This is a genomic window from Clostridium sp. JN-9, assembly GCF_004103695.1.
Classification (GTDB): Bacteria; Bacillota; Clostridia; order Clostridiales; family Clostridiaceae; genus JN-9.
This window is the reverse complement of record NZ_CP035280.1, coordinates 448,124-465,433: the sequence shown is the minus strand read 5'-3', so window position 1 is coordinate 465,433 and position 17,310 is coordinate 448,124. Positions and strand designations below refer to the sequence as shown.

Below are 17,310 nucleotides of genomic sequence, written 5' to 3'. Positions count from 1 at the left end.
AATAATTTCTCCTTTTTATTCAATATTTGTTTTTATATCTCCAGGGGTGTCTTGTATATATACTTTAATACCCTTAGATGCAATGAATTTTAAGTTTTCCATATCTTCATCGTTTACATATACCTTTTTAGTTAAAGCTCTTTTACCTTCTGAAAAATGCATATTTCCAACGTTTACTTTTTTTAAAGGAACGTTACCCTCTACAAGTCTTCTTACTTCCTTTGGTGTTTTACAAACAATAAAAATCTTTTGTCTGGGTGAAGCTTTACGAATTATCTCCATTGTATGTTCTATTGTAAAGAATCTAATGCCAACACCTGATGATTCAGCAGTCATAGACATTAATTGCTGTTGGATAGGATCCTTTGCAGCAGCATCATCTGCAACTATAAGAAGATTAGCTCCTAAAGATGTCGTCCAGGTAACACCTACTTGTCCATGAACAAGTCTATTATCAATTCTGGTTAATAAAATATTTGGTTCCATTGTTATGTCCTCCTTATTTTTATTTTATATCTATAAATATAGCAAAAGCTGTGCCAAGTAGTGTACATCTTTACTACCTGGCACAGCTTATAGCTGAAAATCCTCAGTTTTATTCTTTATGCTGTCATAAATAAATCCAATTTCTGAAATAGGTATCTCCACTTTATAAAACTGTTCTATTACACTAAATGCATCTTTTACTAAATTTATAAAGTGTACATGACACTGCTCAAGTTCTGTTGTGTCTTTATATGTCATAATGGGATCTTTAATAACTAATCTTTCTATCATGCAGCTTATGTGTATATACAAACTAATCTTAAGATCGTTTTGAAACTTAAAGCCTATCCCTCTCTCAAGGGTAATTAGTGCCTGCTCTACCTGGTCAATAATTTTATCTGGATTAAGTATGGTTAAATAATTTAAAACATTTTCCAGTGTAAATAACTTAACTGTCTCTCTATTAATTTTTTCTATTATTTTTTCATCTACAAGTCCGCTTAAAGTATTGGCTAAAACTTCATTTCCTTTACTCATAATTAAATCCTCTAATGAAATATATGGAATAGAATCTATCTTAGGATTATCTGTTCCAATAATAAGTCTTACATCATATTGTTTAAATATAAAATCCTCGCATCCATTATCTTTTAACCTATCAAAATCATAAGCTATAACTTTAATTTTCTCATTTTTGAAACAACTGTTTAATAACTCCTTTAATTTTGCTGCAGTTCCAACACCTGTTACACAAGTAGTTATAATTACATCTTCCCTTCTTTTCCTTGAAGGTATAAAATTATATCTGCTTATATTATTTTCTGCAGCTTCCCTGGCAATCTGTTCAAGGGGTTCGCACTTAAATATTTTGGTGCCTACATCCAATGCTAAACCAGTAGAAACATTATCTATTATTGCAATATCACCATAAAGCTCATCTTCCAAATTAGTATATATATTTTCTAAGGAACCCATGTCTACTAATATTAGCAATCCTTTTGATATATCAATTGTTTTTACATAATCTTTTAGTTTGTTAGAAACTTCTAATACAGAACTTTCTAATGGCATATCAAAAGGTTCAAAAATATATCTTTCAAGCATTCTGTTTACAACTCCGGCAATGCTGCTTGCCGTTGAATATCCATGGGTAATTATTACAGCATTTATTTGATTTGGGTTTGATTCCTTGTTATTAGACTTTATATAAATCAGCACATATATAATTGCAGCTTTGCTAACCTGTAAATCCAAATTATTTTCTATATTTTCAATTATTCTAATGGTTGCCTTATACTCCTTAGAATATAACTTACTTAAATACTCAACTGACTCTTGAAAATCTGATATATAGTTTTCATCATATCTTTCTATAAAGTGTGTGAGAATATGTGCAAGAACTTCAGCACTATTACCAAAATAATTCATTCCAAAATTTGAGTGCATGAAAGCTAAAGTATTTTCTGTAATCTTTTCGATAGAATTAAAAATTATAGTCCTTGAATCCTCATCTTCCCTTTTAAAAATAATATCATCGATTAAATCATTTAAAATAACAGTGCCTTCTGCCATAAAATCTTCACTGCTTTTTTTCCCGCCTTTTAAATCTTTAATCAAGCTTACAATTCTATTTGTCAGGTCCACTATCTTATTTGAATTATTGCTTTCATCAATAATGTCATCTTTACCAGTACAGCTTAAGATCATATCACCTGTATTAATTTTATTTAGTATTATGGAATCATCTTTATTAATAAATTCCTTTGGTAGATTATTTATCTTTATTTTAACTGGTTTACTTTTATCAGTATAACTGTTTAAGGCACTGGCACAGCTTAGTTTTATGGCATTTGTCAGTTTTCCTATATTTCCATAGCTGTTATTATTAATGAGAATGCTTATAACTTGGCTGCTAACCAATATATCTTTATTAATATTTACAGCTTCCTTTTTATAAAAGCTCTTAATGAGCTCCAGTTTCTCTTTTAATGGTCTATCCTGAAAGGTGGGAATCTTTACTATTAGTGGAATTCTTCTTAAAAAAGTCTGAAGAAATTGGCTTTCCGGATCCTCTGTTGTTGCAAAAATCATCCTAACATTTGCTTCTCTGCTTTTTTCAGTCTCTCCTATTCTCCTAAAAATGCCTTTATCTAAGAATAGAAAAAGTTTTTCCTGTCCTTCTGGAGGCAGCCTATGAATTTCGTCAAGAAACAAATAACCTCCATCTGCTTTTTCAATAAGGCCTTCTCTATCCTTATCTGCACCAGTATAAGATCCCTTGGAAGCTCCAAACAATATAGCAGAAAAAAGTTCTGGATTATTTGCATATTCAGCACAATTAAATATTATAAAAGGAGCATTTTCTTTTATAGAACCAGAATACCTTGCATAATCAAATACTAATTGAGCTAGAAAACTTTTCCCAACTCCGGATTCGCCCACAAGTAAAAATGGTAGTCCGTTAGGAGGATATGCCACTGCTGCTTTACATTGCTGCACAACATATTTTAGGCTGCCATTTGATCCTATTAATTCTTTAAAAGGATCCTTAAGAGTATTAGTATTAGTTGTTTTGCTGTCATTTAAATATACTGATATGAGATTAAGTTCACTCTTTCTGCTTTCATATACTTCTGAATCCATAAAATATACAGGCCGTTTATTGATTTTAATGGCTTTACCTTCTCTGTTCATCCCATTAAGCAGATGGCTGACCAGGTTCCTTTGAAGTCCAAGGTCCTTAGCAATATCCGATGATGTTATACCATATTCTTTTGCACCATCTATTTTAATGCAAAGCTCTTTTAATTTTGAACTAACCTTTTCTTTATTTGTCATTAGTGTTAACCCTCGATTTTATTGAATTATTAATATTTTACTAAATAGATTTCAAAGTAAATCAGCTATTTATGATCCTCAATTATTGGAAATAGCAACTGAATTACAAATCCATTCCCATACTCAGACTCAACTTCTATTCCAATCTGCAGTTCATCGCATAACTTCTTTACAAGATACAAGCCTATACCAGTAGACTGCTTTAAGCTGGGACTGTCTCCTGTAAATCCCTTGTCAAAAATGAAAGGAAGATCAGAATTAAGGACCCCCATACCATTATCCCATATCCTTAAATAATATCGATTCTTTAAACTATCAAAACCAGTTTTCAGCCAGATAAAACTATCAATTTCTACATTAGAGTATTTAACTGCATTAACAAATATTTGTGTAAGAATAAACTGGAGAGCCTTCTTGTCTGATACGATTGGTATATCTTCCACCTGAGAAACAACTTTAACCTTTTTTTCATCCAGCAATGCCTGAAGCTCCAGCATTACATCTTTACAGCAGTGTCTAATGGAAATACTCTCTAATCGATAGTCAACATGGGATGCTTGTAATCTTGCATAAAATAGTATCTGCTCAACATCATCACTGATGCTGATTCTTGCATGCTCAAGTCTTTCATATACCAATTGAGACATTTCTTCTTTACGGTTTTCCAAAACTAAAGTTGCCAGAGAAATAGGCGTCTTTATCTCATGAACCCAGCTTTCAATAAATTCTTCGTAATCTATAGTTTGCAGCCTTGCCCCATCTAACTGGTCATTTAGCATACGTAATTTATCAGCCAGATAATTTACCTTTTCTTTATGTAATTCACCAGTGGTTTTTATTAATTCGCTCTCATGTTCCAATGATGGCTCTCTAAAAAAGTCATAGAAGATTTTGTCTTGATTCTCCTGCCTTTTCCAAGTATACAGCATACCTAAAATAATGCTGGCTATAGAAAAAGCAATCATGATACCAACTAGGAGCCTGAATGTTTCTGGATATGCCACCCATGCCAGAAAAATAAAAAAGGCATCACTTATACAAAAAAGTAATATCCAAAAGCGTGATTCCTTTAGAATATTTAGACAATCACTTGGTTTCATTGGCAATCCCTCCTATTAGCTGGTAACCAATTCCTCTGATAGTCTTGATTCGATTAAATAATCCAACTTCATCAAGAGTTTTACGCAATCTAGTCATATTTACTTGTAGTATGTTCTCATCTACATAGTTGCTGCTTCCCCACAGCAGATTAAAAAGCTCTTCCTTTTTTACTGCTGCGGGAGCAGCCTTCACCAATGCCTTCATAATAATTCCTTCATTCTCTGATAATAAAATAGAATTTTTACCAACATACAATATATTTGCCTTCTCATCTATCTGAAAATCACCAGCATCTAATAGAACATACATATTTGAATATATGTGAAGCAGTTTTTGAATTCTAGCGGTTAGCCGTTTAGGATGGCAGGGCTTGGTTAAATAATCATCTGCACCTAAATCCAGTGCATGCAGCTCGTCACGAAGCTGATTACGTGAAGTTAGTACTAAAATGGGGCCTATTCCCCTGGCCTTTAGTACATGGCAAATATCAAATCCAGATAGCTTTGGTAAATTTAAATCCAATAAAATTAAGGAAGGAGAAGCTGAAACAATATCTTCCACGGGGGTATTGAAAGAAGAGATACACTCTACAGAGTATCCCTCTTTCTCTAATATATTTTGCAGCTCTTCACGTAGAAAAACATCGTCCTCAACAATAACTATCTTTTCCACGCATTCACCCCCTATTCTATCTCTTTTAATTTGTTAATTTCTTCATCACTCTTTCGCTGAATCATCCAAATATAACAAAGTTCAAAAACTATAAATACAATAATAGAAATCAATACTGTACCAGTCCTCTTATTTATGCTTATTGAATTTGGAAAAGCATCCAGCATGGACCAAATACCAAAAATAGAACTGATCAGTGCTGCAAAGACAGCTAAACCAAAATATAACCAAATCTGTGTCCTTGCTGATGAACATAAAGATTCAATACTTGCTCCCAGCATAGCCGCTGTGGAATATCTATGCATCGTACTTTTTTGCTGCATAAGAAACTTTAAGCCAAGCACCGTGTTTGCAATGATTAAGAACATTATACCTAAATAGAATGTAGTATAACTTCCTGCCACTGTATAAAACAACTGCCTTCCCATACTTGAAAGATAACTTTCATAATCTAAGCCAGATGTACTCAGCAGCCCATCTACTTGATGCATGGCCTGCATTAGACCTTTTTCCTTGACAAAATCATAAGTTAGAACCATATTCCAAAGGTATGAATCCTGGGAACCTCCTGTGAAGGCATTAAAGACATCATCGGTAACTATCAATGCATATGAAAGAGTAATGGCTCTATCTGCAACAACATTACTTGTATATAGTGTCGATGCCAATTTATATTGTTTTTCACCCATAATAACTGTAGGATTAGACTGCAGCGCTCTCCTCAGTATATCATGAGAGTATGAAAATGTCTCACCGGAATACATTGCAGCTTCATCATTTTTCAATATAATAGGAGCTTTATTAATAGATTTAAGCAGCGCATTAAAACTAGAAAGAGAAATTAAATAAGGCTTATCATGATAAGACAAATCCCTTAATAGATTATATTTTTCATCTGAATTTTTTTCTCTGGAGATGGATTCTTCTAATCCTGACCAGGAAAAAGTACGTGAAGCCGTATTTTCAGCCGCATCTGCATGGGACGACCGAAAACTTCCTAGTTTCATAGTATAATAATCTTTTACATAAGGCTTTAATTTATCAGAGGTCAGTACAGAAACAACTTCTTTTTCTGATCCTTTAAAAGTGAAATCTACAGTTCTATCAGATGCCGCACTGTTATTTAGTGCAGTAGAAATACCATAAGCAAAACAAACCATTGCCATAAGAATTAACAGTGATGATATAGCAAGTGAGCCCCATTGGTTTAGAACATTTTCTTGAAGCTGTCTTCCTGTAAATACAAATAAACCTGTAGAAGAACTACCTTTACGTTTTATCCATGCTCCAATTAGACTTCCCAACCCACGAAACAGTATGAAAGTTCCACTGATCCCTATAATGAGTATTAATGCAAATATCCTATAGTCAAGGCTACGCAAATATAATATTGCCAATACATAGGCTGCACATAGAAAAATTGCTCCAGTCAGTAAACCAGTCATTTCCCATGCAGGTGAAATAACCCGTTCCGTTTCTTCTTTCTGCTCATTCAGCAAATCCACAGGTTCCTTCCTGCTCATTTTCAAGCTAAGAATAAACACAGCTGCCAGTTGAACTATAATAAAACCAACTACCGTTAAACCAAGTCCAATCCACGAGACACGAAATCGATGGCCGATAATACCCATTCCAATAAGCCTGGAAGTTGCCAGACTTATTAACTCAGTTAAAAATAGGGAAACTGGAACTCCAATAATCAAAGCAACTAAGCCATTCCACAGTGTTTCACCCATAATCATTGAAAACAGCCTGCTTCGCTTCATACCCATCATTAAATACAATCCAAATTCGTGACTGCGAAGTTGTAATTGGTACTTATTTGCAAAATAAACTAAGAAAAAAACAAAGAATAATGAAACCGCATACAGCATGGGAATCATTAGCAAAAGCTTAGCTACTGCATCACTTTCAATGGTCTTCAGATATAACATAACATCTTGTTCACCAAGTGAAAGAATGACATAAAAGGCTACAATTGAAATAATAAGTGAAGCAAAATAAACTCCATTCTCTTTTCGGGTCTTACGGCTATTTCGCCTGATAAAATCAAAGAACATTGCTGCTGCCTCCTCCAAGCTGTGCCATAACAGTTAAGATACGTTCATAGAAGGAACTCTGAGTTTCTCCAGGTACTTTCTTTCGAAGTTCATGAAATATCACACCATCCTGGATAAATAAAATTCTTGAGCAAAAGCTTGCTGCATTAGCATCATGAGTAACCATCAAAATGGCAGCTCCATCTGTTTGATTGACGGAAGATAGCTTTTGCATCAGGCTTTTTGCATTTTTGGTATCCAAAGCACCAGTTGGCTCATCTGCCAGTACAATGCTTGGATTTGAAATCAGCGCTCTTGCAGCTGCCACTCTCTGCTTCTGGCCTCCTGATATTTGGGAAGGAAATTTATTTAATACATCTTCAATATCAAATTGCTTTGCAAGTTGCTTAAGCTGTAACTCCTGTTTTTTAGGATTCTCTCCATGTATAGCCAATGGTAAAACAATATTTTCTCTAGCAGTTAAATTATCTAACAATTCAAACTCCTGAAATAAATATCCAATTTTACTTCCTCTATATTTTGCTAATTGTGATCCTTTAAATGAAGAAATATTCTGACCATCTAACAAAATTTGCCCTGATGTTGGCTTAAGCATGGTTGCAATGCAATTAAGCAATGTGGTCTTGCCTGATCCACTTGCACCCATGATTCCAAGAAATTCTCCTGGAAGAACATCAAAGGTAATTCCCTTTAACGCAGCAGTTTCATTTTGTTTCTTACCATATGTCTTATGCACTTCCTGAACCTGAAGCAGCTTATCTGAAATTTTCATATTATATCCTCCTTGCACTTTCCTATTAATAATACTATAAAATATAATATTATTAATTAACACTTACAGTTGTTGTAAGGTTTGCCAAGTGAGGGGTATCACTATTATTTAATATTCTACTGCGCATTGATTGTATCAACAATAGACATATTATGAATTCGTTTTGCCGGACCATGCACAGCAAAAATAGATGTGATAATAACAATGGCCACAATCATTGCCAGCGCTCCAAGTGGAAGCTGCCATGGATCACCCCAATGTGAAGTTATCATTTTCTCGAATAATAGCTTATGCAGAGGTAACCCCACAATGCAGCCTGCAATGCTTCCCACTGCAGAATACATAATAGTCTCAGACTTAACCATTTTTACAAGCTGCTGGTTACTCATGCCAATGGCACGCATTGCACCATACTGTTTAATGCGAGCTGAAACACTCATAGAAACGCTGTTCACAATATTGAATATGGTGATCAATACAATAATCACCAGAAAGCCATAGATGAACAACGCCATTGAATAAAAAGCTCCTATTGCTTCACTATTGCCTGCACGACAATCAGAGAATTGAATATTAGAGCCTGCCAGAGAACGTATGGCATTCACATCATCATCTGTTGCATTGTTAAAAAGCTGTATATCAACAACTGCGTAGTTTGTTTCGCCAGTTAATTCACGGAAAGTCGCTTCAGAGCAAATAACCGTCTCTACTCCTTTTACCTTGTTAAATGGACTGGAAGAAAGCAGCCCTGCCACAGTGATTTCTTTTTTCCCATTTCCTGAACCAAGTTTAAGCGTATCTCCCACATGCATAGAGCTTTCGGAATCGTAAACCACCAATACCTGATTGTCTTTCTGCCTTGCATCATCAATAGAGCCATTTATAAGACTGTCCTTTGCCCATGAAAATTGATAATCTTCATAAGAAATTAAGTTAATAGCTCTGTCTTGTCCGTTTACTTTCGCTGGAATGTTATAAGCAAACATTCGACCAAATACCCGCTTTACTTTTGTATTGTCTTTCAACTTTTCAATAATGCTGCTTGATATAGAGCAAGTATCATGGGGACTTATAATAGAAATATCCGGTGCCCACGGTTTTAACGGCTTAGCTGCATGGTGCATAAAATCAACTGTTGGTAAAAAACAAAGAAACAGGATAATACTAAGAGAGAAGGACCCAACCATTAATAAAAAATTCTTTCTGCTTGATGTTGCATGATGTATGCCAAGGGCAGTGTCTATTTTAAAAATTGTTGTATTTGCTGCTGTACGGATTGATTGAACAGAGTTAGCATTTCCTGAAACTGCAGATAAGGGGGAAACACGTGCAGCCTTTTTTGCTGGAGCTCTGGCAGCTAAGAAAACTGTAAAAATACCCACCGCAATACCTGAAAGGATACCAATTAAGCTAATTTCAAAAGTCGGCATTTCGGCAAAGTAACCGGGAACTAAAACCTTTAGAACCGCACATAGCACCCAGACAACTACTATACCTACGCCAAGTCCCAGTGGAATTGCTGTTTTACACCATTGCAGTCCTTCCAAACGGACGAACCGCATAATTTGTTTTTTGGTAGCTCCCAAGCAGCGCATCATGCCAAAAAACTCCGTCCTTTGCATGACATTGCTGTTCAGGCTGCTGGAAATCATCAAAATACCTGCTAGCAGCACTACTATGAATAAGACAGCTGCAACGCTATAAAGCTGAAGCATATAGCTGGTACTGCTTTGACCAAGTACCCCCAGCAAATTTCCATTCTGCGAAACCTGCTTATCAGTGAGTTGATATTTTTGTGTAATGTCAGCAATTACCTTTTGCATATTGCAATGCTCAGATAACTGGACCATATATTCACTTGTGCGCAGATCTTTTGGAACTGTTGAACAAAATCCCTCTGTTGTAAACAGCAAAGCATAGGTATCCTGTTTTAACAGTTTAGAAGTCCCCTGAGCAAAGCCAACCACAGAAAGCCGTACCGGTTTTGAATCCGAATGTTTTAGTGTGATTGTATCGCCCACATTGATGCCAAGACCGCTTTTCGCATTTTCAGTTAAGACAACCTCCTTTTTTTTTGCTGGGTATACCCCCTCGGTGATTTTCGTGGGTGACATAGCTTGAAATACACTTTTATCCATTCCTGCCACACTGACAGATTTTCCTGAAATGGTATATTGGGTTTCTTCACTAAGGCAAGTATACCACCCAGAGGCTTTAACCTCCGGCCTTGCGGAAATCATAGCCGCAGCCTGCTCATCAATTCCGTTAAACATCACATGCCAGTTACCATTGCCCTTAATGGCCTGCAGCTTTTGGCTGCGCATTTCCATATCTGCCATACTGAAAATAGCGGTAACTAAAAAAACCGCAAGCACAATGCAGATCTTCGTCATCCTGCTTTGCTTTTTATGGATTTTGGCGGAAATAGGGATAAGATCAAGATAACTTTTCATTCCCGAACTCCTCCCAAATCTGTGAGAACCCCATCAGTTACTCGCAGAACACGATCTACCGAGGAAGTCAGATTCACATTATGAGTAATCATTAAAATAGTCTGCTGATAATGTCTGGACGCTTTCACAAGTATGTCCATTACATCCTGGCTGTTTTTACTATCCAAATTGCCAGTAGGTTCATCGGCCAAAATCAGCATAGGCTTTGTGATCAGTGCACGACCAATTGCCACACGCTGCTGTTGACCTCCAGAAAGCTGACTGGGCAGATGATTCCGGAGCTTAGATAATCCTAAAACCTGTAAAACCTCATTTACCGAGGCAGGATTAGGCTTTTGATAATCCAAGAGAATAGGAAAAACAATATTCTGCTCCACTGTTAATTCCGGTACTAATTGAAATGACTGAAATACAAACCCAATATTTCTGCGCCTAAAAACAGTTCGGTTTTCTTCCTTCATAGAGAACAGATCCTTGCCCTCAAGAAATACATTGCCTGAAGTTGGGTTATCCAAGCCTCCTATACAATTTAATAAAGTGCTTTTGCCGGAGCCAGATTCACCCACCACCGCTGCAAATTCACCTTTCTGCATGGTAAAAGAAACATCCTTTAGAGCATTGACCTGAGTTTCCCCCTTCCCATATGTTTTACAAAGCTTCTCAACTTTTAAAATTTCCATAGCTTAATTACCTCCTTCCATGAAAATATAACAGATGGAGCTTACATCAAGATGAATATTACCTTACATTTCTGTAAGGTAATACAGGATAAAGGTTGTACCAGAATTTAAGGTGCTTTGGACAGATATAACTCCCCCTTGACCCTCAATAATGGATTTTGCCAAGGAGAGTCCAAGCCCCACTCCTTGTGTATCCTTGGAATTATTACTTCGGTAAAAACGCTTGAAAATATGGTGTATCTCTTCTGGAGCAATCCCCACCCCATCATCAGCAATTGAAATTCGTATCATAGCAAGAGATCGTTCCCAAGAAATGCAGATGTGACCGCCAATGCCAGTGTGATCCAAAGCATTCTTGACAATGTTTCCTACAGCTTCACTTGTCCATTGTAAATCACATGTGATTTGTTCGTCCTGCTGTCCTCTTACGATTATTTGTTTTCCTTCACTTAAAGCCCGTGTAGTCAGATTTTCAATAGCCTTTGCTATAATTTCAGAAATCCGATGGGGTATTTTTTCAAATGTAACACTTCCAGCATCAAGGCGTGTAATTTTCAGAAGTGATTGTATCAATTGTTCCATACGGTCAAGTGCTGTTGTTGTTTTCCGTGAAAATTCCATAATAGTCTTAGTGTTATCCGGTTCTTCAGAAATAATCTCGTTGTACATATTAAGTGCAGCTAGTGGAGTTTTTAGCTGATGGGAAATATCAGAAATAGTATTTTTCAAAAATTCCTTTGACTTATATGCGGTTCTTTCTGTATACCCAAGCTTTGTGATCAGGCTTTTCCCTTGTCCATTGTCTTGTGAGCTGGCAACAGCAGAAGCAATCACATCCGGAGATACGCCGTGCTCCAAAAGAGAGCTGACAACGGCGCTATCATGTGATAACAACATTTCTTTCACAGTTTGTGTCTGTTCCATACAAAATAATCCGCCAAATCCAAGTAAGAATATAGAAAGAGCTATAAGACTAAAGAAGAAATGACGTGACTGCTTTTCTCTCAAAAAACTCATTTGAGCACCTCTCCCCATTGGTAACCAAAGCCCCGTACTGTTATAAGATGTTCAGGATGTGACGGATCTTTCTCCACCTTTTCACGCAGACGGCGAACATAAACGGAAAGTGTGTTATCATCTACAAACTCTCCGGTTCCGTCCCACATTTCATCTAATATTGCGTTTCGTGTGACTATATGCCCGGCATTGCGAACCAATAAGCAGAGCAGCCTATATTCTGCGCTTGTTAATTCTAAAAGCTTTCCTTTAAGTAAAACACGGTTATGTAGTATGTCAATTGAGATATCTTCGCAATTAAGTGTGGATGATTGGGTTTGCTTTGAGACTTCAACCCTGCGCAGCAATGCACGGATACGTGAGCATAGTTCGCCAAGCTTAAAAGGCTTTGTAATATAATCATCTCCACCGCTGTCTAATCCACGTATTACATTGACCTCCTCATCCAAAGCAGTCAAAAAAATAATTGGAACCTGATTGCCGCTTTTTCGCACCTGCTCGCATACTGTAAAGCCTGTTCCATCCGGTAAAGTAACATCAAGCAGCAATAAATCATATTGATTTTTTGCAATTAACCACATAGCTTCACTTACGGTACGGGCAATTTCAAGCTCAAAGCCATTTTTCCTCAATGAGTATTGCAAACCGTCTATCAAACTTAAATCATCTTCTAAAAGTAAAATTCTATTATCCATTTTTAGTGCTCCTCGTTACTCGTTTGTCCATAGACCTCCTTGACTTTTTATATCTCTGTTGGTTAGAAGAAGTCTTTTCAATAGCCTTTAGATTGCCATTCATCTTATTAATCTGGTTAAGAAATAAAGTTCCAAGCAGAAGTCGATCCTTTCTTGGTATCCTATTCCAAACATAACCCTTAAACAGATCCCTAACAAGAAAGACTTCATCTTCATTCAGATTTTTAGTTCTATGATAGCTTCTTCTAATAGCTCGTTAACATCACTCATGTTGCCCACTCCTTATTGATAATGCGTTACCAACCTTAGTCAATTTATAAAAGAAAAACCGTCAATCAAGAGAACGTATATGATTAATATCGATTTATTTTGATGGACTTAGAGAAACTACAGAATCAAATTTGAATCAACCCCATAATTTCTTCTAATGCTTTTAGAGTATCATGAAATTCTATATCCGTTGTATATTCAAAATCCTTTTGGTAATCCCTCCAACGTTTTTGCATAATATCACTATTCCTAATAACTGAAATTATTCCTTTATAATTTTTTACTATCTCTGTCGAATTTCTCTTTTTAGTTGTTGCTTGTATAGCTTTCCTTAGGGAAGTATAATCAATATTTTTTCCTTGTAGTTCATGCAAAACATAGATATCATAATAATCCCTTGGTCTTGTATTTTGGTCCCCTCTCGTAATAACTGTTTCAATTTTCTCAGCCATAACTGTTTCTAAATTATATGCTAGGATTTTTATAATTCTATCCTCTAAAAGTAATTTAAACTCATATGTTATTTCCTTAGGTGTAATCTTATCTCCTGTTGTAATATCTAACTTTAATGGAACTGCCATAGGAGAGTAATTTGCCGTCAATGATATACGATAGCCCGAATATTCGTCTTCAGCTCTAATTTCATCAATTCTATTAAAGGAAAAATGTACATCATCTTTAATTTGAATATCACAAATATCTAAAAACATCTGCATAATCATTTCTTCTGTAACAGGTAAGCCCTTAATTGTTGCATCCATATCCATAGTAGCCCTTGTATCCAATCCAACCATTGCCGCAATAAGGAACCCGCCTTTTAAAATAAAATGTGGTTGATATTTTGAAATAGATATTCTTTCAAGTAATCTTTCCAACATAAAATTTTGCATTACAAGCTGTGCAGATATTCCTTTTTCCTTAGACATATTCTTAATAATACTTTTCAGTTGCATAGCATTTTTCATATCAATACCTCCAGATAAGAACGAAGTTTTTTATTCACTCCCATTATTTTTGCATATTCAGAAAGAAGAGGTATCTTCTTATTGTCATTTTTGGCATATTGTTTAAAGGCCTCTGAAACAATTTGAATATCTGTATTACTTATTCCTCTTAAAATATCACACAAGGTTTTCTCTCTACTATATGTTCTTACCGGATTACCTGCAGGAGTTAAAACAGTAATGACTCCAAGTTTATAGAACTCTTCTTTCGTCCTTACGGCTTTAATATTTTCATTTTTTAATGATGTAACATTATAACCAATAGGAAATGTCATTTGATATCTATTGGGTGTCCTATCCGTTAAATCATTTAAAAATAGAGCTGTTTCACCTGAAAAGATTCCACGTTTAAACTGTACCTGCAAATTATACATCTCATCATCCCATATTTCTGGTAAAATATAAACACCTCTTGCAGATCGTTCTAGCTTTCCACTATCAACAAGAGTCTTGAGACTAAATCGTGGTAGTCCGGCTTTCGTTATCTCTGCGCTTGTTATGATTCCATTATTCTCTTTTACCATTTTCATGATTATTTCAGCGTTTGTCATAATACACCTTCTTTCAGGAGTAAACAATTATGCTCATTATTTTAATATAAGTGAGCATAAAAGTCAAACTTGAAATGGCGTAAGTTATTAAATAATTTTATCAATACAATCCTCACCTGACAGCAATCTTATCTTCTCGCCACCAAAAAACTGTAAAAGCATCAGTATTTTTGCTCGTTTAAATAACGATTTACTAAATGAAATTGTATAGTAAGCATCTTTACCATCTCAAACAAGAATCATACTCAATTAGAATAATCCCCTTATTAAATGAACCAGATTAATACTTAAAATTCAATAGTTACCATTCAACTGCCTTTGGCAGGAGAATTCGCTATGCTAGGGGAACCACCATGCTGCCTTACAATAGAATCGGCAATAAATAGTCCCATGCCGTAATGTGATTTGGAACTGCGGCTGGAATCACCCTGATAAAACTGCATCGCCGCATTTTTCAAATCTTCCGCAGAAAATCCCTTTCCGCTGTCCACAACGGCAAATCGAAATTTATGCTTTTCTGATGATATAGAAAACTGAATCAATCCACCATCCGGGGAATAATCCACCACATTGGATACAATATTCATAATTGCTCTTTGCATCAAGGAACTGTCCAGATTGATAATCTCAGACAAATCCTTTTCTTCAAACTCAGTTTTTAAGTGTTTTATTGAAACAAGCGCACAAATTTGACTATATAGTTCATCTAAAAAACTCTAGTATTGACGTTTTCCCGCTGTAGTAAATAGCCGGCCTCCGCTTTGGATAGTTCAATCAACATCTGAACATACTGTTCCATTTAATCAGCGTTTTTCAAAATATAATGGGCTAAGGCGGAAAACTGGGACAAGGCTGAGTATTCAACAATGCAAATCTCATTTTGCCGTTCAATGAGGAAATAACACTTCGCACTTAAGCCTATCTTAAGCGATATTCCTGAGGTTCTTCTTCCGCTTTGAATTACGTTCCATGCAGCATCAGTTTCAGACTTGGTCATACTCCCTGACAAAAATTCCCCATTTGTGCTTACAACGGCATATTCGCAGGTTTCAGGAATTAGATCCAAACTCACGGTTTTTGCAGACGCAATCTTAGTTTTTTTACTTTCAATATTTGCTTCCACATCTCTAACAGAAATAAGGGAGCCTGTTTTTAGTGAAGTAAAAAACAGTCCCAGGCCAATTAATACAATTAACATAAAGCCCATAAAAAAGCCATTAAATACTGAATAAAAAATGTTCTAAGTTTGATATTTTTATTTCTTTTGCCATAAGATTAAATTCCAAGCCTGATACAGCTAATACATTCCGCTTTTCACGAGTTTCCCTGCGCAGATGTGCATTTACCCTTGCCCGCAATTCTCCGATGCCAAATGGCTTTTTTATGTAATCATCGGCACCCACACCTAGGGCATACATCACATCAGCTTCCAGCGTTTTAGCAGTCAGAAACAGAATTGGACAATCTACCAGATTTCTCACCCTTTGGCAATAGGTAAAGCCATCAATATCCGGCATCATAACATCCAAAAGTAGTAAGTTAAACCGGTTCAGGCTGCTTAGCTCCACCTTTTCAGGTGATTCAGCAGTGGTTATAAGATGGCCGCCGCCATTAGGCCAAATTTCTTTGAAAGAAACAGGCAAAATAGAATCTGCCAGAGCGAGACAACAATTAAAATCAGCGTTGCCGTTACCATTTGCATGATGGAGATGGTGGCTGCAGGGTTAATCAAAAACTTCCCTAAAATCATCCCTGCAAGGTGAAGAATATAGGCAGCCAAAACATACACAGTAAGCAGAAAAACTTTGGAAATCCAGATTTTTTGAAGCGGAACCGAAAGTGCAAAAACTGTCCGATAATGCAGCTTTCTTTCTTCTATCTGATTAACCAGCGCTGTGGCAAGGGTAATAAAACCCGGCAGGATAATGGTATACCACCAATTATAGCCGTTTTGTACAAGGTACATGCCGGAAATACCTGCAAGCAGCACTATAAGTGGTGGGTTCATCCAGGATAAGCAGCTTCGGATGGTTCAGTAATGCAATTGCAATGCCAAGACGCTGCTTCATTCCCATAGAAAACTGTCCAGCACATTTTTTTCCTGTATTCGTCAAATCAACAATTTTTAGGACCTCATCGATTCGGTGATCTGGTAACCCCAAAAGAAGTGTGCGTACCTTCAGATTTTCTCTTGCGGTGAGGTTTTCATAAAGCGGGGGAGCTTCAATCAGAGCACCTATATCTGTAAGGTCGTTCCGGCTCTATGGGTGTCCCTCAAATATTATTTTTCCCGAAGTGGGATGGAGCATCCCAGTAATCATCTTTAAGGTAGTGGATTTTCCTGCACCGTTTGGCCCCAGTAAACCATAAACGGAATTTTCCATTATAGACAGCGATATGTTGTTTACTGCGCGTTGTTTTTTAAAGTCTTTACATAAGTCTTTTGTTTGCAAAATATACGAATTCATAAACATCTTCCTTTCTTTTGTTTGATACTTACTATAAAGAAGAAGTTTAAAGAATCCTTAAAGAGATCTAAATTATTTTTCGCCCGAAAAAATAGAATAGTCTACAGCCATACGGTTTTTTTAAAAGCAAGCAGTTCAATGCTGTTACATTTTATACAAAAATATACCCTCGATATGTTCCCACAAACGCATATCAAGGGCACTTTTTTTAATTAAAACAGACATATTATATAAATTTTCTTG

General features: G+C 36.1%; 15 protein-coding genes and 3 pseudogenes. All 18 read right to left on the bottom strand.

Features of this window, described 5'->3' with window-relative positions:
• Positions 1-15 precede the first annotated feature (15 nt).
• Positions 16-486 (bottom strand): PTS galactosamine transporter subunit IIB, encoded by a 471-nt coding sequence (agaB, locus tag EQM05_RS02220; RefSeq protein ID WP_128748517.1) that lies wholly within the window; start codon positions 484-486, stop codon positions 16-18.
• Positions 487-573: 87 nt separating this feature from the next.
• Complete coding sequence (locus EQM05_RS02215) at positions 574-3,324, bottom strand: sigma-54-dependent transcriptional regulator (protein ID WP_128748515.1); 2,751 nt, start codon at positions 3,322-3,324, stop codon at positions 574-576.
• Positions 3,325-3,389: 65 nt separating this feature from the next.
• Positions 3,390-4,424 (bottom strand): sensor histidine kinase, encoded by a 1,035-nt coding sequence (locus EQM05_RS02210; RefSeq protein ID WP_128748513.1) that lies wholly within the window; start codon positions 4,422-4,424, stop codon positions 3,390-3,392.
• Positions 4,411-5,097 (bottom strand): response regulator transcription factor, encoded by a 687-nt coding sequence (locus tag EQM05_RS02205; protein ID WP_128748511.1) that lies wholly within the window; start codon positions 5,095-5,097, stop codon positions 4,411-4,413. The genes EQM05_RS02210 and EQM05_RS02205 overlap by 14 nt, the downstream gene beginning before the upstream one ends.
• An 11-nt stretch (positions 5,098-5,108) precedes the next feature.
• Complete coding sequence (locus EQM05_RS02200) at positions 5,109-7,175, bottom strand: ABC transporter permease (RefSeq protein ID WP_243108100.1); 2,067 nt, start codon at positions 7,173-7,175, stop codon at positions 5,109-5,111.
• Positions 7,147-7,929, bottom strand: coding sequence for an ABC transporter ATP-binding protein (locus EQM05_RS02195; protein ID WP_128748509.1), 783 nt, complete (start codon positions 7,927-7,929; stop codon positions 7,147-7,149). Before EQM05_RS02195 ends, EQM05_RS02200 begins: the two co-directional genes overlap by 29 nt.
• 116 nt (positions 7,930-8,045) lie before the next feature.
• Positions 8,046-10,382 carry an ABC transporter permease gene (locus EQM05_RS02190; RefSeq protein WP_128748507.1) on the bottom strand — a complete coding sequence of 779 codons (2,337 nt, stop codon included), beginning with the start codon at positions 10,380-10,382 and terminating at the stop codon, positions 8,046-8,048.
• On the bottom strand, positions 10,379-11,062 hold the full coding sequence (locus tag EQM05_RS02185) for an ABC transporter ATP-binding protein (protein WP_128748506.1): 684 nt from the start codon (positions 11,060-11,062) through the stop codon (positions 10,379-10,381). The genes EQM05_RS02190 and EQM05_RS02185 overlap by 4 nt, the downstream gene beginning before the upstream one ends.
• A gap of 63 nt (positions 11,063-11,125) precedes the next feature.
• Positions 11,126-12,079: a HAMP domain-containing sensor histidine kinase gene (locus EQM05_RS02180; protein WP_128748504.1), complete on the bottom strand. Its 954-nt coding sequence runs from the start codon at positions 12,077-12,079 to the stop codon at positions 11,126-11,128.
• On the bottom strand, positions 12,076-12,774 hold the full coding sequence (locus EQM05_RS02175) for a response regulator transcription factor (RefSeq protein WP_128748502.1): 699 nt from the start codon (positions 12,772-12,774) through the stop codon (positions 12,076-12,078). The genes EQM05_RS02180 and EQM05_RS02175 overlap by 4 nt, the downstream gene beginning before the upstream one ends.
• Positions 12,767-13,044 (bottom strand): annotated as a pseudogene (locus EQM05_RS02170) (single-stranded DNA-binding protein). The gene EQM05_RS02175 and the pseudogene EQM05_RS02170 overlap by 8 nt, the downstream one beginning before the upstream one ends.
• Before the next feature lie 125 nt (positions 13,045-13,169).
• Positions 13,170-14,009, bottom strand: coding sequence for a nucleotidyl transferase AbiEii/AbiGii toxin family protein (locus EQM05_RS02165; protein WP_205694157.1), 840 nt, complete (start codon positions 14,007-14,009; stop codon positions 13,170-13,172).
• On the bottom strand, positions 14,006-14,599 hold the full coding sequence (locus EQM05_RS02160; protein WP_128748500.1) for a type IV toxin-antitoxin system AbiEi family antitoxin domain-containing protein: 594 nt from the start codon (positions 14,597-14,599) through the stop codon (positions 14,006-14,008). Before EQM05_RS02160 ends, EQM05_RS02165 begins: the two co-directional genes overlap by 4 nt.
• A 308-nt stretch (positions 14,600-14,907) precedes the next feature.
• Positions 14,908-15,234, bottom strand: a complete 327-nt coding sequence (locus EQM05_RS16090; protein WP_243108098.1) for an ATP-binding protein — start codon at positions 15,232-15,234, stop codon at positions 14,908-14,910.
• Between the two features lie 164 nt (positions 15,235-15,398).
• On the bottom strand, positions 15,399-15,797 hold the full coding sequence (locus EQM05_RS16085; RefSeq protein WP_243108096.1) for a hypothetical protein: 399 nt from the start codon (positions 15,795-15,797) through the stop codon (positions 15,399-15,401).
• 115 nt (positions 15,798-15,912) lie between these two features.
• Positions 15,913-16,203: pseudogene (locus EQM05_RS02150) on the bottom strand (response regulator transcription factor); the annotation flags it as partial.
• The gene (locus tag EQM05_RS02145) at positions 16,191-16,607 is read right to left on the bottom strand and encodes a hypothetical protein (RefSeq protein WP_205694215.1); all 417 of its coding nucleotides are present in this window, start codon (positions 16,605-16,607) and stop codon (positions 16,191-16,193) included. The pseudogene EQM05_RS02150 and the gene EQM05_RS02145, both read right to left, overlap by 13 nt.
• Positions 16,597-17,067, bottom strand: a pseudogene (locus tag EQM05_RS02140) (ATP-binding cassette domain-containing protein); the annotation flags it as partial. The gene EQM05_RS02145 and the pseudogene EQM05_RS02140, both read right to left, overlap by 11 nt.
• Positions 17,068-17,310: the final 243 nt, after the last annotated feature.

Bases quoted from the DNA above. Each gene is read 5' to 3' on its own strand.
- EQM05_RS02145 (WP_205694215.1), bottom strand. From the start codon at position 16,607: ATGAACCCACCACTTATAGTGCTGCTTGCAGGTATTTCCGGCATGTAC.
- EQM05_RS02180 (WP_128748504.1), bottom strand. From the start codon at position 12,079: ATGAGTTTTTTGAGAGAAAAGCAGTCACGTCATTTCTTCTTTAGTCTT.
- EQM05_RS02210 (WP_128748513.1), bottom strand. From the start codon at position 4,424: ATGAAACCAAGTGATTGTCTAAATATTCTAAAGGAATCACGCTTTTGG.
- EQM05_RS16085 (WP_243108096.1), bottom strand. From the start codon at position 15,797: ATGTTAATTGTATTAATTGGCCTGGGACTGTTTTTTACTTCACTAAAA.
- EQM05_RS02165 (WP_205694157.1), bottom strand. From the start codon at position 14,009: ATGAAAAATGCTATGCAACTGAAAAGTATTATTAAGAATATGTCTAAG.
- agaB (WP_128748517.1), bottom strand. From the start codon at position 486: ATGGAACCAAATATTTTATTAACCAGAATTGATAATAGACTTGTTCAT.
- EQM05_RS02190 (WP_128748507.1), bottom strand. From the start codon at position 10,382: ATGAAAAGTTATCTTGATCTTATCCCTATTTCCGCCAAAATCCATAAA.
- EQM05_RS02175 (WP_128748502.1), bottom strand. From the start codon at position 12,774: ATGGATAATAGAATTTTACTTTTAGAAGATGATTTAAGTTTGATAGAC.
- EQM05_RS02185 (WP_128748506.1), bottom strand. From the start codon at position 11,062: ATGGAAATTTTAAAAGTTGAGAAGCTTTGTAAAACATATGGGAAGGGG.
- EQM05_RS02160 (WP_128748500.1), bottom strand. From the start codon at position 14,599: ATGACAAACGCTGAAATAATCATGAAAATGGTAAAAGAGAATAATGGA.
- EQM05_RS02195 (WP_128748509.1), bottom strand. From the start codon at position 7,929: ATGAAAATTTCAGATAAGCTGCTTCAGGTTCAGGAAGTGCATAAGACA.
- EQM05_RS02215 (WP_128748515.1), bottom strand. From the start codon at position 3,324: ATGACAAATAAAGAAAAGGTTAGTTCAAAATTAAAAGAGCTTTGCATT.